We start from the raw sequence: 23,385 nt of genomic DNA on the forward strand, positions 1-23,385 counted from the left end.
AGACAGGGCGCAAACTGACCATGCAGTCTGCGTGCCAGGGATTCTAACCTGTTGAATTGCTGCGCTGTCAAAAGATCGTTCCCACGCTCTGCGTGGGAACGCCTCATTGGACGCTTCGCGTCCGCTCTTGACGTCGTGACGCAAAGCGTCACCTGAGGCATTCCCACGCGGAGCGTGGGAACGATCAAGCCCCCTCCCACATTTTTACAGCCGGAAGCGGCCCACCATGCCATTGAGGTCCACTGCCAGGCGCGACAACTCGCTGCTCGCCGCGCTGGTCTGGCTGGCACCTGTCGCCGATTGCACCGACAGATCGCGGATATTCACCAGGTTACGGTCGACTTCCCGCGCGACCTGCGCCTGTTCTTCCGCTGCACTGGCGATCACCAGGTTGCGCTCGTTGATCTCGACAATTGCCGTGTTGATGGTATCCAGCGACATCCCTGCGCCCTTGGCGATGTTCAGCGTGGATTCGGCGCGCTCAGTGCTGTTGCGCATCGAATCCACCGCATGCTCGGTGCCGGCCTGGATGCTGCCGATCATGCGCTCGATCTCGCTGGTGGACTGCTGGGTGCGATGGGCCAACGCGCGTACCTCGTCCGCCACTACCGCAAAACCACGCCCGGCCTCACCGGCCCGCGCCGCTTCGATGGCCGCGTTGAGGGCCAGCAGGTTGGTCTGGTCGGCCAGGCCACGGATCACGTCTAGCACTTTGCCGATATCGCGGGATTCATTGGCCAACTCACCGATCAAGGTGGCGGTGGCTTGCACGTCGCCGCTCATGCGTTCGATGGCGCTGACGGTTTCCTGTACCAGGTCACGGCCATCACCGGCCGAGGTGGTGGCGTTGCGCGAGGCTTCGGAGGTGCTCACGGCATTGCGCGCGACTTCCTCGACCGCGCTGGTCATTTCGTTCACCGCGGTGGCGGCCTGTTCGATCTCATTGTTCTGCTGGGTCAGGCCACGCGCGCTTTCGTCGGTGACGGCGTTGAGCTCTTCGGCGGCCGACGCCAGTTGCGTGGCGGAGCCGGCGATGCGTTGCAGGGTATCGCGCAGTTTGTCCTGCATCTTGGCCATGGCGGCGAGCAGGCGGCCGGCCTCATCGTTGCCCTCGACTTTGATCGGGCGCGTGAGGTTGCCTTCGGCCACTTCTTCGGCCGCTTCCAGCGCTTGGGAAATCGGCACGGTTATGCTGCGGGTCAGCAGCCAGGCGAACAACAGGGTCAGCGCGGTGGCGATCACCAGCAGGCCCACGACCATGTTGAAAGCCAGATCGTACTGGTCTTCGGCCTGCTGGTTGGTGTCCAGGGCCATGCTGTTGTTGATTTCCAGCAGGCGGCTGAGCACCGCGTTGACCTGCTCGGAGTTGTTCAGCAGTTCGGTGTTGAGCAGGGCGCGCAATTCGTCGACCTGGTTGGCCCGGGACAGGCTTTTCATGCGCTCTTCGATCTGATGGTACTGGGCCAGTAACCGCACGTATTCATCGTAGGTCGCGCGTTCTTCGCGGCTCTCGATCAGCTTTTCATATACGCCCTGGGCGGTGCGGATCTGCTGGTTGCGCACGTCGAAGGCTTCCAGGGTTTTCTGCTGTACTTCCGGCTCGCGGTTGGTGAGCAAGCGGTACGACAACACGCGCAGGCGCAAGGTCAGCTGAGTGAATTCGTCGAGGGCGCGGATGCTTGGCACGCTGGACAGGGTGATGTCTTCGGTGGCTGAGCGGATCTTGCTCATCTGGTTCAGGGCGAACACGCCCAGAAACAACATCAACGCGCCGATAAACGCGAAGCCGAGGAAAGCCCTCGGGGCGATATTCATATTACGAAGAGACATGCTGGAATCCTGGGGAGAAGCGCGATCCGTGCGGCCATGAGACGGGGTGTGCATCGCGTATCGGCTCTGCGACTAAAGTCTTAAGGGGGCGCGCGCTTTTGTCGCAGCTGACCAGGGGTTGCACGGATTCAGGAACCAGATTGGGTAATTACAGTCACTAAGGCTCGAAAGCGCGGCCCGGCCCTTGAACATCGGGCTGCGCGCCGGGGATAACCCTGGCATCCGAGGTGAATTTTCTTTATCGTCACCGCCCTTTCAAAAAGCCCGAGAAATCAAAATGTTAGAAGCATCCCTCAGCCAACTGGAACAACTGGTCAACGACCTGGTACAGCAGAACCAAGACCTGCTGAGCAGCAACGAATCCCTCAAGGCGCAGCTGGCCCAGGCCAAGGATGAAAACGACAGCCTGCAACTGAACCTGATGGAACAGGAAGAAAAGCATGGCGCCACCGCCGCCCGCATCCAGGCACTGGTTGAGCGTGTGAGCGCAGGGCCTGTCAGCGCATGAATGAAGGGATAAAGGTCGTTTCGATTCTCGGTGAGGATTACTCGATCAAGGCGCCGGCCGGGGAAGACCAGACCCTGATGCACGCCGTGACCATGCTCAAGGCTTCCCTGGCCACGACCAAGAAAAAGTACCCGACCCTCATTGGTGACAAATTATTGGTATTGGCCGCGCTGAACCTGTGCGCCGAGCAGATCGAAATGCAGCAGGCCCATCAACAGGAACTCGACCGTTACCAAGAGCAAGTCAGCGCCACGGTCGAGGTGATTTCCAAGGCGATCCAGCCTTAGAACCACGCATCCTGCATGCCCAGGCACGTATCGTCGCGTGCCTCCAGAATCGCCAGTTCATGATGGCAGCTTGGTACTTCCCATGTCAGAAAGTACCGGGCGGCCTGGAGCTTGCCTTTATAGAAGGCCACATCGGCCGCGTTGCCCTTGGCCAGCCCTTCTTCGGCGCGAATCGCCTGTTCCAGCCAGCGCCAGCCAATTACCGTGTGCCCGAACACTTTCAGGTACAGCGCCGAGTTCGCCAGGCTGCTGTTGACCTTGCCCTGGGCGAGATCGCTCAGCAGGCCGAGGGTGACGCGTTGCAGGCGATTGACCAATTGCTCCAGCGGTTCCCTCAGCGCGTTGAGCGTTGGGTATGGCTGCGCCCGAGCACCTGTCTCGGCGATCAGTCGAATCAATTGCTTGAGCCCGGCCCCGCCGTTCTGCGCCAACTTACGCCCAAGCAGGTCCAGGGACTGGATGCCATGGGTGCCTTCGTGGATCGGATTCAGGCGGTTATCGCGGTAGTACTGCTCGACCGGGTACTCGCGGGTATAGCCATGGCCGCCGAGAATCTGGATCGCCAGTTCGTTGGCCTTGAGGCAGAACTCCGACGGCCAGGATTTGACGATGGGGGTCAGCAGGTCCAACAACTCGTGGGCTTGTTTGCGTTCGGTTTCACCTGGCAGGGTGGTGGTGTCGTCGAACAGGCGTGCGGCGTACAGGCCCAGGTCGAAGGCGCCTTCCACGTAGGCTTTTTGGGTCAGCAGCATACGCTTGATATCGGCGTGCTGGATGATCGACACCGGTGCGGTGCTCGGGTCCTTGCTGTCCGGCAGGCGGCCTTGCGGACGTTCGCGGGCGTACTCCAACGAGTAGAGATAGCCCGCGTAACCGAGCATCACCGCGCCCATGCCGACGCCGATCCGTGCCTCGTTCATCATCTGGAACATGCAACTCAGGCCCTGGTGCGGTTTGCCCACCAGATAGCCGACACAGTTGCCGTTATCGCCAAAATTGAGTGCTGTGGACGTCGTGCCGCGCCAGCCCATCTTGTGAAACAGCCCGGCCAGCAGTACATCGTTGCGCTCGCCCAGGCTGCCGTCAGCGTTGACCAGGAATTTGGGCACGATAAACAACGAAATGCCCTTCACCCCGGCCGGTGCATCGGGCAGCTTGGCCAGCACCATATGCACGATGTTTTCCGACAGCGGATGGTCGCCACCGGAGATGAAGATCTTGTTGCCTTTCAGGCGATAGCTGCCGTCAGCCGCAGGCTCGGCACGGGTACGAATATCCGACAGGGATGAACCGGCGTGTGGCTCGGTCAAGGCCATGGTGCCGAAGAAACGGCCTTCGATCATCGGTTGCAGGAAGCGCTGTTTCTGCTCCTCGGTGCCGAAGCTTTCGATCAGGTTGGCGGCGCCCATGGTCAGGAACGGGTAAGACGTAGAGGCCGCGTTGGCGGATTGGAAGTGAGCGAAGCAGGCTTGGGACAGCAGGGTCGGCAACTGCATGCCACCGGCTTCGAAGCTGCGGGCGGCATTGAGGAAACCGGCTTCCAGGAAAGCATCCACCGCCGGTTTCACTTCCGGAATCAGAATCGCCTTACCGTCTTCGTAACGCGGTTCGTTTTCATCGTTCTTGCGGTTGTGAGGCGCGAAGTACTTTTCGGCAATGTTGCGCGCTGTGCTGATGGCGGCGTCGAAGGTTTCGCGATTGTGCTCGGCAAACCGCTCGCGCTGGGTCAGGCCCTCGGCATCGAGGACTTCATATAGCTCGAAAGCCAGATTGCGGGAACTGAGCAGCGTCTCGGACATGGCGGCTTACCTTTGGAGGAATGGCCCGAGTCTAAGTGCGCGAATAGAAGCTGGATAGCAAGATTGATCTGGGTGATGGAGGAGCAAAACGCAGGCAGGGAATTGAAATGAGGCCAAATGTGGGAGGGGGCTTACCCCCGATAGCAGTGTGTTTAAGATCGTTCCCACGCTCTGCGTGGAAACGCCTCTCTTGACGCTCCGCGTCACGCTTCTGGACGCAGAGCGTCCTTGAGCTGCATTCCCACGCGGAGCGTGGGAACGATCAGCCCCCTCCCACATTTTTTACCGCGTTTAACCGATGGTCATCAGGCTCGCATTACCGCCGGCAGCAGCGGTGTTAACGCTCAACGCCCGCTCGATCACCAACCGCTCCAGGGCAATGGATGTCTCACCTTGGGACAAACCATGCACCCCAACAATCGCCCCACCGCGCTGCGCCACTTGCTGGCACACCGCACGCAGTTGGTCGGAATCACCGTGATGCAGGACAGCGTCGAACACCACGTCGTCCTTGGTCCAGTCGGCCACGCGCTTGATCTTCGCCTGAATATCTTTCGGCAGGCGTAGGAACACGGCCTTGGTCAGCTCGGTTTCCGGCCATACCGCAGAACCGCCTACCGCCAATACCGCAGCGAGTTGGGTCAGCAGGTCACCTTCCACTTCCGCCAGGCACAGCACGTGTTCACGCGGCAGGATCGCATAGCTGTTGCGCTCGCCGGTCGGGCCGGCCAGTTGGCGGGTGATACCGCTTTGCGACTGGGCGGCGAATTGGCTGCACAGGGCGCTCAGTTCGCTGAAGTTGTGGCTGTCGGCCCAGGTTTTCAACGCGGTCAGCGGTTGGCTCATGGCGTCGCGCAGGCGCACGTCCGGTGCAGTCAATGCGTCGCCACGTACGAAGGATTGCTCGATCGCATCGGTAGGACGAGTCGACAGCAGGCGGTACAGGTACAGCGGGCCACCGGCTTTCGGGCCGGTACCCGACAGGCCTTCGCCGCCGAACGGCTGCACGCCCACCACGGCACCCACGATGTTACGGTTGACGTAGACGTTACCTGCATTGACGTTGTCGATCACCTTGGCGATGGTCTCGTCGATGCGGGTGTGCACGCCCAGGGTCAGGCCGTAGCCGGAGGCATTGATCTGGCCGATGAGCTGGTCGATCTCTTTGCGCTTGTAGCGCACCACGTGCAGCACCGGGCCGAAGATTTCGCGTTGCAGCTCGTCGAAGCTTTCCAGCTCGATCAGGGTGGGCATCACGAAGGTGCCACGCTTGATCTCTTCGCCATCGGCAATCGCCACCTGGTAAACGTTGCGGCCTTTGTCGCGCATGGCCTGGATGTGTTTCTCGATACCAGCCTTGGCTTCGGCGTCGATCACCGGGCCGATATCCACCGACAGGCGTTCCGGGTTGCCCAGGCGGCATTCCGCCATGGCACCCTTGAGCATTTCGATGACGCGGTCTGCCGAATCTTCCTGCAGGCACAACACGCGCAGGGCCGAGCAACGTTGGCCGGCGCTGTCGAAGGCCGACGACACCACGTCAATCACCACTTGTTCGGTGAGTGCCGAGGAATCCACGATCATCGCGTTCTGGCCGCCGGTTTCGGCGATCAGCGGAATCGGACGGCCCTGGGCGTCAAGGCGACCGGCGACATTGCGTTGCAGCAAGCGTGCAACCTCGGTGGAGCCGGTGAACATCACGCCTTTGACGCGTTCATCACCGACCAGGCGGGCACCGACGCTCTCGCCCTGGCCCGGCAGCAATTGCAGCACGCCTTGCGGAATGCCGGCTTCGAGCAGGATGCGCACGGCCTGGGCGGCGACCAACGGGGTTTGTTCGGCGGGTTTGGCCAGCACCGGGTTACCGGCAGCCAATGCCGCCGCCACCTGGCCGCTGAAGATCGCCAGCGGGAAGTTCCACGGGCTGATGCACACCACCGGACCCAATGGGCGGTGGGCGTCGTTGGTGAAATCGTTACGCGCCTGCACCGCGTAGTAGCGCAGGAAGTCCACGGCTTCGCGCACTTCAGCGATGGCGTTGGCGAAGGTCTTGCCGGCTTCACGGGCCAGCAGGCCCATCAGTGGCTGGATCTCGCCTTCCATCAGGTCGGCGGCGCGCTCCAGGATCGCGGCGCGTTCGGCGGGCGGAGTGGCCTGCCAGATCGGCGCGGCGCTGATGGCGCACTGGATGGCGTTGTCGACGTCTTCGACGGTGGCCTCCTGAACGTGACCGACCACATCGCGCACGTCGGACGGGTTCAGCACCGCTGCAGCCGGTTGTTCGCTGGCGGCGCAACCGAGCATCGGCGCGGCTTTCCAGTTGTTGTGAGCGGTGGCCAGCAGGGCGCAGGACAGCGATGCCAGGCGATGCTCGTTGGCCAGGTCGATACCGGCCGAGTTGGCGCGGTCGCTGCCGTACAGGTCACGCGGCAGTGGGATACGCGGGTGCGGCAGGCCGAAGCCGCCTTCCACCGTCGCCATCTGCTCGATGTTCGCCACTGGATCGGCCACCAGCTCCTGAATCGAGATGGAGTGATCGGCGATGCGGTTGACGAACGAGGTGTTCGCACCGTTTTCCAGCAGGCGACGTACCAGGTACGCCAGCAGTGTTTCGTGAGTGCCGACCGGTGCGTACACACGGCACGGACGGTTCAGCTTGCCTTCGGAGACCTTGCCCACCACCTGTTCGTACAGCGGTTCGCCCATGCCGTGCAGGCATTGGAACTCGTACTGGCCGGGGTAATAGTTCTGACCGGCAATGTGATAGATGGCCGACAACGTATGGGCGTTGTGCGTGGCGAACTGCGGGTAGATGGCTTCCGGCACCGACAGCAGTTTGCGTGCGCAGGCAATGTAGGAAACGTCGGTGTACACCTTGCGGGTGTACACGGGGTAGCCTTCCAGGCCTTCGACCTGGGCGCGCTTGATTTCGCTGTCCCAGTACGCGCCTTTGACCAGACGGATCATCAGGCGGTGGCGGCTGCGGCGTGCCAGGTCGATCACGTAGTCGATCACATACGGGCAACGCTTCTGGTAGGCCTGGATCACGAAACCGATACCGTTCCAGCCGGTCAGTTGCGGTTCGAAGCACAGGCGCTCGAGCAGGTCCAGGGACAACTCGAGGCGGTCGGCTTCTTCGGCATCGATGTTCAGGCCGATGTCGTATTGCTTGGCCAACAGGGTCAGCGACAACAGGCGCGGGTACAGCTCGTCCATCACCCGCTCGTACTGCGCGCGGCTGTAACGCGGGTGCAGGGCGGAGAGCTTGATGGAGATGCCTGGGCCTTCATAGATCCCACGGCCGTGGGACGCTTTGCCGATGGAGTGAATGGCTTGTTCATACGAAGCCAGGTACTTCTGGGCGTCGTGTTCGGTGAGGGCGGCTTCCCCGAGCATGTCGTAGGAATAGCGGAAACCCTTGGCTTCGAACTTGCTCGCGTTGGCCAGGGCTTCGGCGATGGTTTCGCCGGTGACGAACTGTTCACCCATCAGGCGCATGGCCATGTCGACGCCCTTGCGGATCATCGGCTCGCCGCTTTTGCCGATGATGCGGCTCAGGGACGAGGTCAAGCCTGCTTCGTTATGGGTCGCGACCAGTTTGCCGGTCAACAGCAGCCCCCAGGTAGCAGCATTGACGAACAGCGACGGGCTGTTGCCCAAGTGCGGGTGCCAGTTGCCGGTGCTGATCTTGTCGCGGATCAGTGCATCGCGCGTGCCTTTGTCCGGGATGCGCAGCAGCGCTTCGGCCAGGCACATCAGCGCCACGCCTTCCTGGGACGACAGGGAAAATTCCTGCAGCAGGCCCTGAACGATACCGGCACGGCCGCCAGCGCTTTTCTGGTTGCGCAATTTTTCGGCAATCGTGGCGGCCAGCTTGTTGGTGGCTTCGGCCATTTCTACCGGCAGGCGCGCCTGCTCGATCAGCATCGGCACCACTTCCGGCTCGGGGCGACGGTAAGCGGCGGTGATCGAGGCGCGCAGTACAGATTGCGGCAGGATGCTCTCGGCGAACTCAAGGAAGCACTGGTGGGCGTGGTCATGCTGGACTTCGCCGGCGTCGTCGGCATCCTTGCTGCCCGAACCGTTAAGCTCGGAAAGGGTTGCACCACCCTCGAGTTTCTCCAGGTAATTGAAAATTGCCTGTTTGATCAGCCAGTGCGGCGTGCGATCAATGGAGGACGCGGCAGCCTTCAGGCGCTCGCGGGTCGGGTCGTCGAGTTTGACCCCAAGGGTGGTCGTAGCCATTTTGTTATCCTCATGGGTGCCACTACCGAGTGGCATCTGCTGGCGGCAAGATTAGCTTTGCCCATGAAGAGGTGCAACCGGGTGCAACCCTTTTTGTTCATGAAATTTTCGACGGTTGATCGGAAAAAATCTGGCCTTCTGCCGAAACGGCGCCTTGGTGGTGCATTTGCTTCTGAGGTTGACTGTTCTTGCTCCGAAAAGTAGCAAAAAACCGGTGTTTGTTCTTAAATGCGCGTAGGTGCAACTTATTCGCGAGAAACTGGTTGCACCTTATTTGCTTTGTTGAATAGCATTCGCGCACCAAGGTGCAACCACTTCCACAGGTCGGTTCATCGGCTGGCGGCTTTCCTGGGGAAACGCCAGTCATAAATGCGCGGCAAGCAGCTTCGTTTACCCGGTTAACCACCGGTAGCGGGCTGACAGACCGTCGCTACATAAAAACAAAGCCAGGGCGTCACTTCTATGAGCGTTAGTAATCCCACCCTGATCACGTTCGTGATCTACATCGCAGCAATGGTACTGATCGGCTTGATGGCCTATCGCTCCACCAATAACCTTTCCGATTACATCCTGGGCGGTCGCAGCCTCGGTAGCGTGGTGACCGCTTTGTCCGCCGGCGCTTCCGATATGAGCGGCTGGTTGTTGATGGGCCTGCCGGGCGCGATCTACATGTCCGGGTTGTCGGAAAGCTGGATTGCTATCGGCCTGATCGTCGGTGCCTACCTCAACTGGCTGTTCGTGGCCGGCCGCCTGCGCGTGCAGACCGAACACAACGGCGACGCCCTGACCCTGCCGGATTACTTCTCCAGCCGCTTCGAAGATAAAAGCGGGCTGCTGCGGATCATCTCCGCTGTGGTGATCCTGGTGTTCTTCACCATTTACTGCGCCTCCGGCATCGTGGCCGGTGCCCGTCTGTTCGAAAGCACCTTCGGCATGTCCTACGAGACTGCACTGTGGGCCGGTGCCGCAGCGACCATTGCCTACACCTTTATTGGCGGTTTCCTGGCGGTCAGCTGGACCGATACCGTGCAAGCCACGCTGATGATCTTCGCGTTGATCCTGACGCCGATCATCGTACTGCTGGCGACCGGCGGCGTGGACACCACTTTCCTGGCCATCGAAGCCAAGGACCCGACCAGCTTCGACATGCTGAAAAACACCACCTTCATCGGCGTTATCTCGCTGATGGGCTGGGGGCTGGGTTACTTCGGCCAGCCGCACATTCTCGCGCGGTTCATGGCGGCGGATTCGGTGAAGTCGATTGCCAACGCGCGTCGCATCTCCATGACCTGGATGATCCTGTGCCTGGGCGGCACCGTGGCGGTGGGCTTCTTCGGCATCGCTTACTTCTCGGCGCATCCTGAGGTGGCCGGTCCCGTGACCGAAAACCCTGAGCGCGTGTTTATCGAACTGGCCAAGATCCTGTTCAACCCATGGATTGCCGGTGTATTGCTGTCGGCCATCCTGGCGGCTGTCATGAGTACCCTGAGCTGCCAATTGCTGGTGTGCTCCAGCGCCCTGACCGAAGATTTCTACAAGGCATTCCTGCGCAAGGGTGCGTCCCAGCTTGAACTGGTATGGGTCGGTCGGATCATGGTGCTGGCGGTGGCCTTGATCGCCATCGCCCTGGCCGCCAACCCGGAAAACCGTGTACTGGGCCTGGTCAGCTACGCCTGGGCCGGTTTCGGCGCCGCGTTCGGGCCTGTGGTGCTGATCTCGGTGATTTGGAAAAACATGACCCGCAACGGCGCACTGGCCGGCATCCTGGTCGGCGCGATCACCGTAATCGTGTGGAAGCACTTCGAAGTGCTGGGCCTGTACGAAATCATCCCAGGCTTCATCTTCGCCAGCCTGGCGATCTACTTCGTGAGCAAGATGGGTGCACCGACTGCCGGTATGGTCGAGCGCTTTGATGCCGCAGAAAAAGATTACAACCTCAATAAGTAATTCACCGGGCGCTGGGCGCTCGATGAGTTAACAAAAAGGCCCGCGTCCTACGGATGGCGGGCCTTTTTTTGCCTGTGATTTACGACGCTCCGAAGAGGATTCCGACGTTCGCGTGTAGGGTTTTACTGATTTTCCTCGGGCCTGCTCAGCAGGGAGCAACAGTGGTGCAGAATCGGTCGCCTATTTTTTTGCAGAGAAACACCGGATGTTCGCTCCTGCCAATCAAACCGCGTTTACCCTGACCCTGGATGGGGTTGCCAGTGACCTCAGGGTCTACAGCTTCAAGGGTAACGAAGCGCTCAGCCAGCCCTATCGTTTTGACCTTGAGTTGGTCTGCGAGCAGCCCGACCTGGACCTTGAGAACCTGCTGCATCACCCGGCGTACCTCGGTTTCGATGATCAGGGCCATGGTGTGCATGGCCTGGTTTACCGGGTAGCGCAGGGTGATTCCGGGCGGCGCCTTACGCGCTATCAGTTCAGCCTTGTGCCGCACTTGGCCTACCTGAAACACAGCAGCCACCAACGTATCTTCCAGCACAAGACGGTGCCGCAGATTGTGGCGCTGGTGTTGACGGGGCAGGGCATCCAGAGCGATCAATTCGAGTTTCGCCTGAGCGGTACTTACCCCGAACGCGAGTATTGTGTGCAGTTTGCTGAAACTGACCTGGCATTCGTTCAGCGCCTGTGTGCCGAGCAGGGCATTCACTATCACTTCCAACATTCGGCCGAACAGCACCTGCTGGTGTTTGGCGATGACCAGACCGTGTTCGCCCAGGCGCAACAGCCAACCGCGTATATGCCGGGTTCCGGAATGGTTGCGCAGACCCCGGCGATCAAGCGGTTTGCCGTGCAGCTGGAAACGCGCACCACATCGGTGAACCTGCGCGATTACGATTTTCGTAAACCGCGCCTTGAGCTGGAAAGTGCAGCTACCGGCGAGCAACTTCCTACTCTTGAGCAGCAATTCTTCCCCGGCCATTTCAGCGAGCGTCCCCATGGTAAATACCTCGCACAGCGTGGGCTGGAGCGCCATCGCAGTGACTATCGGCTGGCGCATGGCTCGGGTGATGAGCCTGGGTTGGTCAGCGGCCGCTTCCTCAAACTGAGCGGGCATCCGCGTGAGGACTGGAATGGGTTGTGGTTGGTGACGCACATCACCCATGAAGGTATGCAACCCCAGGTGTTGGAGGAGGCTGTCACAGACCTCGCCGGCGGAGATTTTCGTCAGGGTTATCGCAACACATTCATTGCCGCTCCATGGGATGTCATGTTTCGCCCCCCTTTGCCTGAAATACCCCGCCCAAGTGTGTCCGGCTATCAGAGCGCGGTGGTTACCGGGCCCGTCGACAGCGAAATTCACTGCGATGAATACGGCCGGGTGAAGGTGCAAATGGCCTGGGACCGCGCTGGCGAGCGGACCGATCAGTCCAGCTGCTGGCTGCGAGTCGCCAGTGGTTGGGCTCATGACCGTTATGGCACGGTGCTGATTCCCAGGGTCGGCATGGAAGTGCTGGTGGGCTTCATCAATGGCGACCCGGATATGCCGCTGGTGATGGGCTGCCTGCCCAATGCCGCGACATCGGTGCCACTCGATCTGCCGGCGGACAAGACCCGCAGCATCTTTCGCAGCCAGAGCACGCCCGGCGGTGGCGGCTACAACGAGCTGCGCATCGAAGACCGCAAGGGCGCCGAAGAAATCTACCTGCGTGCCCAGCGTGATTGGACCCAGCATGTATTGCACGACCAGCAGGTGCAGGTTGATAACAGGCGTCGGGTGAAGGTCGGCGGCGAGTCGCACCATGAGTTGCACGGCGAAGAGCAGCGCATTACTCATGGCAACCGCCTGACCGAGCTCAAGCAGGATGATCATCTGATGGTCGGCGGCTCGCAGCAGATGCGGGCTGGCAGGACCATTCAGATTGGCGCCGGGCAGAGCATCGTCATCGATGCGGGAGCCAGCGTTACGATTCAGGCGGGAGGGCAGTCAATCACGATTTCGGCGGGCGGGATTTTCAGCAGTGTGCCAATCCAGCTTGGCGGGGCGCCAGCACCTGCGGCGGCGCCGTTGACGCCCGGTTTGAAGGAGACGGTACTGGCAGTTATCCCGCTCCCCCTGAGCCCTGTGCAAATCGCCAGCCTGAAACGCAGCGCGCCGTTTTGCGAAGAATGCGAGCGTTGCCGGGACGGGCAGTGCGATATCACCGATCACGCGCGGAGGGCTTCCTGATGCAGGCACTCATGGATCCTGGCACCTGGTTGGCACAGTTTCCCTTGCGCGGCGATGAGCGCATCTTTGCAGTGCTGGGCAATGCCAGCGCCGCCAAACCGCTCGTCGCCTGGCAAACCCTGACGGCAGGGCCGCTGCCGCGAGCGATCTGGGCGGGTACGGCCTACGCCCATTGGGACGAGGTGATGCCTTACGTGGGCATTGTCGAGCCGGGCAGCGCGTTTCTCGATTGGGTAGCCACCGCGCACGCCACCGATTGGGGTTGGTTGGCGGTATCCTCCAGCGCGCTGGACACCGTGATCGCCCATCTGCAAAGCTTGACCAAGGTGTTTATGCCCAATGACCAGGCGGTGTTTCTACGCTTCTGGGATGGCGCTCAGTTTCAGCCGATGTGGCAGCAATTGGGTGACGAGGCGGGGAAGGTCTTGCCGGTGTTTGGGCGTTATTTGATCAATGGTCAGCCGCTGACGGTGGCGACTGACCCGATCACCCCTGCCAAGCCCTGGCCATGGTGGCGAGTGCCTGCGCCATTGCTCGAGCACCTGGCTGCGCAGTCGCCTCAGGTACTGGTCGGCAACCTGTTGCAATGGCTGCAAGAGCAGCGTCCTGATGTGTATGCCGCGTTCACGCCGGCCACCTTGCAACACAAGCTCGCCTGGTTCGCGCGCAGGCCGGGAGTCAACCATGCAGCGCTGGCCGATTACCTCGCTGCGCAGTTGAGTTAACAAAAACACCAGCCGCCATGCGGCCCTGCACCTTTGCCCCGGTAGAAGGTAAACTTCGCCTCCTGCGCAGGAGCAACCATGAATTATCGTCACGCCTTTCACGCCGGCAACCACGCCGATGTCTTCAAACACCTGACCTTGACCCGCCTCATCGCCTTGATGTCGCGCAAGGAGCAGCCGTTCGCCTACCTCGATACCCACGCCGGCATCGGCCTGTACGACCTGCAGGGTGACCAGGCCAACCGCACCGGTGAATACCTGGAAGGCATCGCCCGCCTGTGGGGCGCAAGCGACCTGCCGCCGCTCACGGCCGATTACATGCGCGTGCTCCACGAGATGAATCCGGATGGCCAGTTGCGCTACTACCCAGGCTCGCCGGAGCTGGCGCGGCGCCTGACACGCCCCCAGGACCGCGTATTGCTCAACGAAAAGCACCCGGAAGACGGCGTGTTGCTCAAGGACAACATGAAGGGTGATCGTCGGGTCAAGGTGCACCTGGGCGAAGGCTGGCATGTGCCGCGCGCCCTGTTGCCGGTGCCGGAAAAACGCGCGCTGATGCTGATCGATCCACCGTTTGAAAAGCTCGATGAAATGCAGCGTTGCGCGGCGTCCCTCAAGGAAGCCGTCAGCCGCATGCGCCAGACGGTCGCGGCAATCTGGTACCCGGTGAAAGACCCGCGCATGTTGCGCCGCTTCTACCAGGACCTGGCCGGCACCGGTGCGCCGAAACTGTTGCGCGTAGAGCTGCTGGTGCATCCGCTGGACACGCCCAACACCCTGACCGGCTCAGGCCTGGCAATTGCCAACCCGCCGTGGGGCCTGGAAGAGGAGCTGCGTGAATTGCTGCCGTGGCTGTCCAGGCAACTGAGCCAGACCCAGGGCGGGTGGCAGATGGATTGGCTCATCGCTGAATAGCCTATCTCAAGCCAAACACAGGACCCAATGTGGGAGGGGGCTTGCCCCCGATAGCGGGGTGTCAGTCAGTACATCTGTCACTGATACACCGCATCGGGGGCAAGCCCCCTCCCACATTTTGTTTTGTGTTGTGCTTTAGATTGGGCGGGTCTGTCCGGAAGAGGAATTGCGTGGGTTGGATTGGCTCATCGCTGAATAGCTTTATCTCAAGCCAAACACAAAACCAGTGTGGGAGGGGGCTTGCTCCCGATAGCGGAGTGTCAGTCAGTACATTTGTCACTGATACACCGCATCGGGAGCAAGCCCCCTCCCACATTTTGTTTTGTGTCGTTCTTCAGATCGGGCGGGTCTGTCCGGAAGAGGAATTGCGTGGGTTGGATTGGCTCATCGCTGAATAGCTTTATCTCAAGCCAAACACAAAACCAGTGTGGGAGGGGGCTTGCTCCCGATAGCGGGGTGTCAGTCAGTACATCTGTCACTGATACACCGCAATCGGGGGCAAGCCCCCTCCCACATTTTGTTTTGTGTTGTGCTTTAGATTGGGCAGGTCACGCCGGTGCCGCCGATGCCGCAATAACCCTGGGGATTCTTCGCCAGGTACTGCTGGTGATACGCCTCGGCGAAGTAAACCGTCGGAGCTTCGTCGATTTCGGTGGTGATCTCGCCCAGGCCGGCCTTGGTCAGCTCTTGCTGATAAGCCTCGGCACTGGCTTTGGCTGCCGCCAGCTGCTCCGGCGTGGTGGCATAGATCACCGAGCGGTATTGGCTGCCGATATCGTTGCCCTGGCGCATGCCCTGGGTCGGGTTGTGCAGTTCCCAGAACATCTTCAACAAGTCTTCGTATTTCACTTTGGCCTGGTCATACACCACCAGCACCACTTCGCTGTGGCCGGTCAGGCCTGAGCAGACTTCTTCGTAGGTCGGGTTTGGCGTGAAGCCGCCGGCATAGCCGACCACGGTGCTGACCACGCCGTCGCGCTGCCAGAACTTGCGCTCTGCGCCCCAGAAGCAGCCGAGGCCGAAGATCGCAAAACCGACGTCGTCGGTAAACGGGCCCAGCAGCGGGTTGCCGTTGACGAAATGCGTCTCCGGCAGGTTCATCGGGGTTTCACGGCCAGGCAGAGCTTGTTCTTGAGTAGGCAGCACGTTTTTGTTCACCAGAATTTCCGAGCGCAAGACCATGATCAGTCCTCTCGTCAGGTTGATTAGCAGTAAATAGTCAGACAGCCAGTGTGCCCGAGTGTTACAGCGCTGTCAGGCGATTGGCCCGCGTGGGTAGCGTTTAAGCTTCTCCAGCAGCTCTGCGCCGGGGATTGGCCGGTCGAACAGGTAGCCCTGGCCCACGTCGCACCGGTGCCGGCGCAGGAACGCCAGCTGCGCGGCGGTCTCGATGCCTTCGGCCACCACCTTCAGCTTTAGGTTGTGGGCCATGGCGATGACCGCCGAGGTGATTTCCATGTCGTCCTGGTTATCCGGGATTTCGTGGATAAAGCTCCGGTCGATCTTAATGATGTCGATGGGGAATTTTTTCAAGTAGCTCAGCGACGAATAACCGGTGCCGAAGTCGTCCATGGCCAGGGTCAGGCCAAAGCTCTTCAGTTGGTCCAGTTGCAGGCGCGTGTCTTCGGTGGCCTCCAGCAGCAGGCCTTCGGTCAGCTCCAGCTCCAGGAGATTGGCCGGCAGCTGTTCTTCCTTGAGAATCGTGGCGATCGAGGCCACCAGGTCCGGGTCGGAAAACTGTTTGGGCGACAGATTGATCGCGACCTGCAGATTACCCAGGCCCGCCGCCGTCAACTGCCGACTCATGCGGCACGCCTGGCGCGCGATCCATTTGCCGATGGGGATGATCAAACCGGTCTCTTCGGCCACGCTGATGAACTGGTCGGGGCGGATCATGCCCTTTTCCGGATGGTTCCAGCGCAACAGCGCTTCCATACCCAACAGGCGGCCACTGCGCAGGCACAGCTTGGGCTGGTAGAACACATCAAGCTCGTTCTGGGTCAGGGCGCGGCGCAGGTTGTTTTCCACGAACAGTTTGTAGCTCGCTTCGGCATTCAGGGCTTCGGTAAACACCTGCACCTGGTGTTTGCCGTTGGCCTTGGCCTTGTGCAGGGCCAAACCGGCGTTGCGCATCAGGGTCTGCGGGTCGCGGCCGTGCAGCGGTGCGCAGGCCAGGCCTACGGAGCCGGTCACGCTGATCAATTGGTTGTCGACGAACATCGGCTTGTCGAGGGTGGCCAGCAACTGGCTGGCGACCTGCTGGCCGGTCTCCAGGTCGGCATCGTCCAGCAACACCGCAAACTCGTTACTGGCAAAGCGCGCCAGGCTGCCGCCGCTGCTCAGGCTGTTGCGTAGACGACGGGCCAGGCTGATCAACAGCTTGTCCCCGGTCTGGTGCCCGAGGCTGTCGTTGATGCGCTTGAAGTTGTCGATGTCCACCAAAAGCAGGCTGATCGGGCTGTCGCTGTCGCGGGCAAAGCGCTCGTCGAGGTTGCGGATGAAGGCCGGGCGGTTGCCCAGGTTGGTCAGGTTGTCGGTGTAGGCCAGGCGTTCGATGCGCTGTTGCGCCAGCTTGGTCTGGGTGATGTCTTCGTAGATGCCGATGTAGTGGGTCAACTCACGGTTGTCGCCATACACCTTGGAAATCGACAGCTGGCCCCAGTAGGGTTCGAGGTTTTTGCGTCGGCTTTTGAATTCACCTTGCCAGCTGTTGCTCTTGGCCAGGCTCGACGGCGCATCGAACAGCAACTCGCTGAGGTTCTCCAGGGCCGGCAACTGTGCCAGGCGGTGGCCGTGCACCTCTTCGGCGCTGTATTGGGTGATCGCGGTAAAGCTTGGGTTGACGTACTCCACCACGCCATCGCAATTGACCAGCAGAAAGGCATTGGCACTTTGTTCCACGGCACGCTGGAACAGGTGCAGAGCGCTGGTGGCGGTGCGGCGGTTGTGGTTGTTGATGACTTGGGCGAACTGGTCCGCCAACTCGCCGGCAAAGGCGATTTCATCGGACTGCCAGGCACGCGAACTGCCGCTTTGCTCCAGGCACAGCACGCCGACGACCTGGCCATCCACCCGGATGCTCGCGTCGAGCATGGCGTGGATATCCTTGGCGAACAGGCTTTCGGCCATTTCCCGCGTACGCGGGTCGCGCAGGGCATTGGTGGCATCGATCGCGCGGCTGCTGTGCAGGGCTTCGAGGTAATCGGGGAAGCAACTGGCGTCAATCGCTTCGGGCAAATGGTATTGCTGATCGGCGCGGTGATAAGCCGAAATCGGCACCAGGCGCTGGCCTTCCAGGTTCCAGATGCTGGCGCAATCGATCTGGTAGATGTCGCAGGCGCTGCGGGTGATCAGTTCGGCGGCTTCTTGCAGCGAATTGGGTGTGGTGTAGCGTTGGCGGGCCAGGAGCAGGATCAACTCCTGCTGGGCGCGTACCCGCTCCAGGTGCTGCAGTTGTTCCTGTTGCGCGCGCTGGTTGAGTTCCAGGGCGATTTGCAGGCGGCTGTTCTGGTTTTCCAGGTCGGCGGTCGGCACCGTGGCGGGAATTTCGCTGAACAGGCCATCAACCACCATCAGGTAGCCGCGCAGCAGGTGACGATTGTGTTGTTTGTAGGCCTCGCCCATTTCCAGCAGGCTCAGCGGGCCATCGTTGGTGTGCAGGGTGTAGCGCACCAGGTAGTGGGGGCTGAGGGTCAGTTGCTGCTGGATCGCGTCGTGCAGTTGATAGCGTGCCTGGGGCTCCATCAGGCTGGCGTACGGCGTGCCGATCAGGGCACAGAGCTCGACCGCCGGCAGGCCGAATTGGCGTTCGCAATTGGGGTCGAGGTAGAGCAGCGCCCAGCTTGCCTCATTAAGCCGCTCGAAACGCAGCATACCGAGGCGCGAAGGCACCGGTAATTGCGTCACTACCTCGGCCGCCGTTCGGGCGACATCGGGTTGGCTTTTCATGGGGAAACTCGCTTGGAAAAATGCGCACGGCGCCGGGCTCACGCCCTCTTTACTGTTGCCTGCGGCAAGGTTGCATCATGCGGCACGCACTGACAAGAGAGGATGAAGGCTAAGTGCTATAACCCTGTTATCGGCCACGCAGGGCGTTTCTGCAGTCGAAGTGACGGAAGGTGTACAAGCCTGTCCTATGTATACAACAAACGGGCAAAAAAAGCCCCGCCAAGTGGCGGGGTTGAGGTACGAGCGTGGCGCTCGGAAATCGGTGCGGCAAAGGCCTCCCGCTCAGGGGAGGCCGCTGCGGCTTACAGCAGCATGGTGCGGATGTCGTTCAGCAGCTGGCTCAGGCGCTGGGTGAAGCGTGCCGCCGCCGCGCCGTTGATCACGCGGTGATCGTAGGACAGCGACAGTGGCAGCATCAGCTTGGGCTGGAACGCTTTACCGTCCCAGACTGGCTGGATAGTTGCCTTGGACACACCCAGGATCGCCACTTCCGGCGCGTTGACGATTGGCGTGAAGCCAGTACCGCCAATATGCCCGAGGCTGGAGATGGTGAAGCACGCGCCCTGCATGTCGTCCGGGGTGAGCTTCTTGTCGCGGGCCTTGGCGGCCAACGCAGCAGCCTCGGCAGCCAGTTGCAGCAGGCTCTTCTGGTCGACGTTCTTGATGACCGGTACCAGCAGGCCGTCAGGCGTGTCTACCGCAAAGCCGATGTGCACGTACTTCTTGCGAATGATCGCCTTGCCGCTTGGCGCCAGCGAGCTGTTGAAGTCCGGCAGTTCCTTGAGCAGATGCGCACAGGCCTTGAGCAGCAGAGGCAACACGGTCAGTTTCACGCCGGCCTTCTCGGCCACGGCTTTCTGCGCAACGCGGAAAGCTTCCAGGTCGGTGATATCGGCCTGGTCGAACTGAGTCACGTGCGGGATGTTCAGCCAGCTCGCGTGCAGACCTGCCGCGCCGATTTGCATCAGGCGGGTCATCGGCACTTCTTCGATTTCGCCGAAACGGCTGAAATCCACGGTGCGGATCGGCGGAATGCCCGAGCCACCGGTAGCGCCGCCGGCAGCTGGCGCTTCCTTGGCTTTCTGCATCATGGCCTTGACGTAGGCCTGCACGTCTTCCTTCAGTACACGGCCGTGAGGGCCGCTGGCCGAGACGGCGCCCAGCTCGACACCAAACTCACGGGCCAGCTGACGCACGGCAGGGCCGGCGTGAACCTTGGCACCGCTTGGCGCGGGTGCGGCGGCAGCAGGAGCCGGTGCAGCTTCGGCTTTGGCAGCCGGCGCAGGCGCGGCAGCGGCCGGAGCAGCTTCAGCCTTGGCCGCAGCCGGAGCGGCGGCAGGTGCTGGAGCAGCAGGCGCTGCGCCTTGTACTTTCAGCTTGAGGATGAAATCGCCAGTGCCGACTTCGTCTTCCAGCTTGACCGCAATGCTTTCGACCACGCCGGCAGCCGGCGATGGGATCTCCATGGAGGCCTTGTCGGACTCCAGGGTGATCAGCGACTGGTCGGCTTCGACGGTGTCGCCGACCTTGACCAGCAGCTCGATGATCTTGGCCTTGCCCGACGAGCCAATGTCCGGAACATGGATGTCCTGAACGGTGGCGGCGGCAGGTGCAGCGGCCGGGGCTGGAGCAGCCTCGGCAGCAGCAGGCTTTTCAGCAGCCGGTGCAGGTGCAGCAGCGGCAGCAGGAGCCGCCGCAGGGGCCGCATCAGCGGCACCTTCGATTTCCAGCTCCAGCAGTTCGTCGCCTTCTTTCAGGCGGTCGCCCAGCTTCACTTTCAGGCTTTTGACCACGCCGGCCTTGGGAGCAGGGATTTCCATGCTCGCCTTGTCCGACTCCAGGGTCAGGATGCTCTGGTCGGCTTCGACGGTGTCGCCAACCTTCACAAACAGCTCGATTACTTCACCTTCACCGCTGCCGATGTCAGGTACGCGAATGAGTTCGCTCACAAAAAATCTCCTCAGCAGTCCAGTGGGTTGCGTTTTTCCGGGTTGATCCCGAACTTGACGATGGCGTCAGCCACCACCTTGGGTTCGATCTCACCACGGTCAGCCAAGGCTTCCAGGGCTGCCAACACCACGAAGTGACGGTCGACTTCGAAGAAGTGACGCAGCTTCTTGCGGCTGTCACTGCGGCCGAAACCGTCGGTGCCCAGGACTTTGAATTCCTTGGACGGGACCCACTGGCGAATTTGTTCAGCAAACAGTTTCATGTAGTCGGTAGAGGCAATGACTGGACCCTTACGGCCGGCCAGGCACTCTTCGACATAGCTCAGTGCAGGCTTCTGACCCGGGTGCAGGCGGTTGCTGCGCTCCACGGCCAGGCCGTCGCGACGCAGTTCGTTGAAGCTGGTAACGCTCCACACGTCGGCGCCGACGTTGAACTCGTCACGCAGGATCTTCGCCGCTTCACGCACTTCGCGCAGGATGGTGCCGGAGCCCATCAGCTGTACGTGGTGCGCCGCTTCCTTGGTGTCTTCTTCGAGCAGGTACATGCCCTTGATGATGCCTTCCTCGACACCGGCCGGCATGGCTGGCTGCTGGTAGGACTCGTTCATCACGGTGATGTAGTAGAAAACGTCCTGCTGCTCTTCGGTCATCTTCTTCATGCCGTCCTGGATGATCACCGCCAGCTCATAGCCGTAGGTTGGATCAAAGGTGCGGCAGTTCGGGATGGTGGCAGCCAGGATGTGGCTGTGACCGTCTTCGTGTTGCAGGCCTTCGCCGTTGAGCGTGGTACGCCCGGCGGTACCGCCGATCAGGAAGCCACGGGTACGGCTGTCGCCTGCTGCCCAAGCCAGGTCGCCAATGCGCTGGAAGCCGAACATCGAGTAGAAGATGTAGAACGGCAGCATCGGCTGGTTGTGGCTGGAGTACGAAGTACCGGCAGCGATGAAGGAGCTCATGGCGCCCGCTTCGTTGATGCCTTCTTCGAGGATCTGGCCCTTCTTGTCTTCCTTGTAGAACATCACCTGGTCTTTATCGACTGGCTCGTAGAGCTGGCCGACGGAGGAGTAGATGCCCAACTGACGGAACATGCCTTCCATACCGAAGGTACGGGCTTCGTCCGGGATGATCGGCACGATACGCGAGCCGATTTCCTTGTCCTTGACCAGCTGCGCGAGAATCCGCACGAAGGCCATGGTGGTGGAGATTTCGCGGTCGCCCGAGCCGTCCAGGATAGCCTTGAGGGTATCGAGTGGCGGCGTCGGGATGCTCATGCTCTTGGCGCGGCGTTGCGGCACGAAACCGCCCAGTGCAGTGCGACGCTCGCTGAGGTAGCGGGCTTCGGCGCTGTTCGGCTCAGGCTTGAAGAACGGCAGGTTCTCCAGCTCTTCGTCCTTGACCGGGATGTCGAAGCGGTCGCGGAACAGCTTCAGGCTGTCAACGTCGACTTTCTTGGTGTTGTGCGCGGTGTTCTTCGCTTCGCCGGCACCGGTGCCATAACCCTTGATGGTCTTGGCCAGGATGACGGTCGGTTGCTCTTTGTGGTTGACCGCTTCGTGGTACGCCGCGTAGACCTTGTACGGGTCGTGGCCGCCACGGTTGAGCTTCCAGATCTCGTCGTCGGACAGATCAGCAACCATCGCCTTGAGTTCAGGCGTGTTGAAGAAGTGTTCACGCACGAACGCGCCGTCTTTGGCCTTGTAGTTCTGGTACTCGCCGTCGATGACTTCGTCCATGCGACGTTGCAGGATACCGTCGACATCCTTGGCCAGCAGCGGGTCCCAGAAACGGCCCCAGATGACTTTGGTCACATTCCAATGTGCACCGCGGAACACGCCTTCGAGTTCCTGGATGATCTTGCCATTGCCGCGAACCGGGCCGTCGAGGCGCTGCAGGTTGCAGTTGATGACGAAGATCAGGTTGTCCAGCTTCTCGCGGCCGGCCAGGGAGATGGCGCCCAGGGATTCCGGCTCGTCGCACTCGCCGTCGCCCAGGAAGCACCAGACTTTCTGCTTGCCTTCGGGAATGAAGCCACGGGCTTCCAGGTACTTCATGAAACGTGCCTGGTAGATCGCCTGGATCGGGCCCAGGCCCATGGATACCGTCGGGAACTGCCAGAAATCAGGCATCAGCCAAGGGTGCGGGTAGGACGACAGGCCCTGACCGTCGACTTCCTGGCGGAAGTTGTTCATTTGTTCTTCGCTGATGCGACCTTCCATGAACGCACGAGCGTAGACACCTGGCGAGGTGTGGCCCTGGAAGTAGATAAGGTCGCCGCCGTGTTCGTCGGTCGGGGCCTGGAAGAAGTAGTTGAAGCCAATGTCATACAGGGTTGCGCTGGAGGCGAAGCTGGAGATGTGACCGCCCAGGTCCGAATCCTTCAAGTTCGTGCGCATTACCATCGCCATGGCGTTCCAACGTACCAGCGAGCGAATGCGGCGTTCCATGAACAGGTCGCCAGGCATGCGTGCTTCGTGGGTAACGGGGATGGTGTTGCGGTATGGCGTGGTGATGGCGTAAGGCAATTGCGAGCCGCTGCGGGTCGCGAGTTCGCCCATACGGGTCATCAGGTAGTGAGCACGGTCTTCGCCTTCTTTGTCGAGAACCGATTCCAGGGCGTCCAGCCATTCCTGGGTTTCGACGGGATCGAGGTCTTGCATGGCTTGCTCCAGGGCGGAAAGGCTACCAGAATCGGTTGCCTGAAGTTTGCGACTGGCCTTGTGGGCAGACGACATAAATTCTTGGATGGCCGAAGGTTGCTTCGGCGTCCTGTAGTTTTACTACAAATCGTCGGCCATTTCAGCCTTTCGAATGTATATACGAGTAGTAAAACTACACAAGACTGAGCGTATGGCTCGGTCTGGCTGGTGAGCATAATCGTTATTGTTGGTCTATTGCGAACAAGAAAAGGTGAAATTTTGATGTTGCCTGCCAAGATTAATTTAATTTCAGCTATTTCTAACTTTTGTTCGACAGTCCTTCATCGAGCATGGCTCCTGCGTTCACAA

The 23,385-nt window shown here is 60.8% G+C and carries 13 protein-coding genes and 1 pseudogene; 6 read left to right on the plus strand and 8 right to left on the minus strand.

Annotated elements, in window-relative coordinates:
* Nucleotides 1-204 precede the first annotated feature (204 nt).
* Nucleotides 205-1,077 (minus strand): methyl-accepting chemotaxis protein, encoded by an 873-nt coding sequence (locus C4J89_RS27355; protein WP_371850830.1) that lies wholly within the window; start codon nt 1,075-1,077, stop codon nt 205-207.
* Between the two features lie 30 nt (nt 1,078-1,107).
* Nucleotides 1,108-1,884: pseudogene (locus C4J89_RS27360) on the minus strand (MCP four helix bundle domain-containing protein); the annotation flags it as partial.
* A gap of 223 nt (nt 1,885-2,107) precedes the next feature.
* On the opposite strand from C4J89_RS27360, the gene C4J89_RS02320 reads away from it, so the two are divergent.
* Entirely contained in the window at nt 2,108-2,338 is a 231-nt protein-coding gene (locus C4J89_RS02320) for a hypothetical protein (protein ID WP_124360957.1), read from the plus strand.
* The gene (locus C4J89_RS02325; protein WP_057724383.1) at nt 2,335-2,625 is read left to right on the plus strand and encodes a cell division protein ZapA; all 291 of its coding nucleotides are present in this window, start codon (nt 2,335-2,337) and stop codon (nt 2,623-2,625) included. Before C4J89_RS02320 ends, C4J89_RS02325 begins: the two co-directional genes overlap by 4 nt.
* Here the strand turns inward: C4J89_RS02325 and C4J89_RS02330 are convergent.
* Nucleotides 2,622-4,424, minus strand: coding sequence for an acyl-CoA dehydrogenase (locus C4J89_RS02330; protein ID WP_124413649.1), 1,803 nt, complete (start codon nt 4,422-4,424; stop codon nt 2,622-2,624). The genes C4J89_RS02325 and C4J89_RS02330 overlap by 4 nt on opposite strands.
* A gap of 291 nt (nt 4,425-4,715) precedes the next feature.
* Nucleotides 4,716-8,669 (minus strand): trifunctional transcriptional regulator/proline dehydrogenase/L-glutamate gamma-semialdehyde dehydrogenase, encoded by a 3,954-nt coding sequence (putA, locus tag C4J89_RS02335; RefSeq protein WP_124413650.1) that lies wholly within the window; start codon nt 8,667-8,669, stop codon nt 4,716-4,718.
* Nucleotides 8,670-9,131: 462 nt separating this feature from the next.
* On the opposite strand from putA, the gene putP reads away from it, so the two are divergent.
* The 4 genes from putP to C4J89_RS02355 all read left to right on the plus strand — a co-directional run bounded on the left by putP (nt 9,132) and on the right by C4J89_RS02355 (nt 14,483).
* Complete coding sequence (gene putP, locus C4J89_RS02340) at nt 9,132-10,616, plus strand: sodium/proline symporter PutP (protein WP_124360960.1); 1,485 nt, start codon at nt 9,132-9,134, stop codon at nt 10,614-10,616.
* Between the two features lie 205 nt (nt 10,617-10,821).
* Nucleotides 10,822-12,843, plus strand: a complete 2,022-nt coding sequence (locus C4J89_RS02345; protein ID WP_124413651.1) for a type VI secretion system tip protein VgrG — start codon at nt 10,822-10,824, stop codon at nt 12,841-12,843.
* Nucleotides 12,843-13,568 (plus strand): DUF4123 domain-containing protein, encoded by a 726-nt coding sequence (locus tag C4J89_RS02350; protein ID WP_124413652.1) that lies wholly within the window; start codon nt 12,843-12,845, stop codon nt 13,566-13,568. The genes C4J89_RS02345 and C4J89_RS02350 overlap by 1 nt, the downstream gene beginning before the upstream one ends.
* A gap of 78 nt (nt 13,569-13,646) precedes the next feature.
* Nucleotides 13,647-14,483, plus strand: coding sequence for a 23S rRNA (adenine(2030)-N(6))-methyltransferase RlmJ (locus C4J89_RS02355; protein WP_124413653.1), 837 nt, complete (start codon nt 13,647-13,649; stop codon nt 14,481-14,483).
* A gap of 534 nt (nt 14,484-15,017) precedes the next feature.
* On the opposite strand, the gene msrA is transcribed toward C4J89_RS02355, so the two are convergent.
* The 4 genes from msrA to aceE form a co-directional block, all read right to left on the minus strand.
* On the minus strand, nt 15,018-15,665 hold the full coding sequence (msrA, locus tag C4J89_RS02360; protein WP_124360964.1) for a peptide-methionine (S)-S-oxide reductase MsrA: 648 nt from the start codon (nt 15,663-15,665) through the stop codon (nt 15,018-15,020).
* 72 nt (nt 15,666-15,737) lie between these two features.
* Nucleotides 15,738-18,431: a bifunctional diguanylate cyclase/phosphodiesterase gene (locus C4J89_RS02365; RefSeq protein ID WP_124413654.1), complete on the minus strand. Its 2,694-nt coding sequence runs from the start codon at nt 18,429-18,431 to the stop codon at nt 15,738-15,740.
* Between the two features lie 302 nt (nt 18,432-18,733).
* Nucleotides 18,734-20,380: a dihydrolipoyllysine-residue acetyltransferase gene (gene aceF, locus C4J89_RS02370; RefSeq protein ID WP_124413655.1), complete on the minus strand. Its 1,647-nt coding sequence runs from the start codon at nt 20,378-20,380 to the stop codon at nt 18,734-18,736.
* A gap of 11 nt (nt 20,381-20,391) precedes the next feature.
* Nucleotides 20,392-23,037: a pyruvate dehydrogenase (acetyl-transferring), homodimeric type gene (gene aceE / locus C4J89_RS02375; RefSeq protein ID WP_124360967.1), complete on the minus strand. Its 2,646-nt coding sequence runs from the start codon at nt 23,035-23,037 to the stop codon at nt 20,392-20,394.
* Between the last annotated feature and the right edge of the window lie 348 nt (nt 23,038-23,385).

Origin of the sequence: Pseudomonas sp. R4-35-07 (assembly GCF_003852235.1) — a bacterium.
GTDB lineage: Bacteria > Pseudomonadota > Gammaproteobacteria > Pseudomonadales > Pseudomonadaceae > Aquipseudomonas.

Excerpts from the sequence above, each read along its gene's own strand:
- C4J89_RS27355 (WP_371850830.1), bottom strand. The coding sequence starts at position 1,077 with ATGGCCAAGATGCAGGACAAACTGCGCGATACCCTGCAACGCATCGCC.
- C4J89_RS02320 (WP_124360957.1), top strand. The coding sequence starts at position 2,108 with ATGTTAGAAGCATCCCTCAGCCAACTGGAACAACTGGTCAACGACCTG.
- C4J89_RS02325 (WP_057724383.1), top strand. The coding sequence starts at position 2,335 with ATGAATGAAGGGATAAAGGTCGTTTCGATTCTCGGTGAGGATTACTCG.
- C4J89_RS02330 (WP_124413649.1), bottom strand. The coding sequence starts at position 4,424 with ATGTCCGAGACGCTGCTCAGTTCCCGCAATCTGGCTTTCGAGCTATAT.
- putA (WP_124413650.1), bottom strand. The coding sequence starts at position 8,669 with ATGGCTACGACCACCCTTGGGGTCAAACTCGACGACCCGACCCGCGAG.
- putP (WP_124360960.1), top strand. The coding sequence starts at position 9,132 with ATGAGCGTTAGTAATCCCACCCTGATCACGTTCGTGATCTACATCGCA.
- C4J89_RS02345 (WP_124413651.1), top strand. The coding sequence starts at position 10,822 with ATGTTCGCTCCTGCCAATCAAACCGCGTTTACCCTGACCCTGGATGGG.
- C4J89_RS02350 (WP_124413652.1), top strand. The coding sequence starts at position 12,843 with ATGCAGGCACTCATGGATCCTGGCACCTGGTTGGCACAGTTTCCCTTG.
- C4J89_RS02355 (WP_124413653.1), top strand. The coding sequence starts at position 13,647 with ATGAATTATCGTCACGCCTTTCACGCCGGCAACCACGCCGATGTCTTC.
- msrA (WP_124360964.1), bottom strand. The coding sequence starts at position 15,665 with ATGGTCTTGCGCTCGGAAATTCTGGTGAACAAAAACGTGCTGCCTACT.
- C4J89_RS02365 (WP_124413654.1), bottom strand. The coding sequence starts at position 18,431 with ATGAAAAGCCAACCCGATGTCGCCCGAACGGCGGCCGAGGTAGTGACG.
- aceE (WP_124360967.1), bottom strand. The coding sequence starts at position 23,037 with ATGCAAGACCTCGATCCCGTCGAAACCCAGGAATGGCTGGACGCCCTG.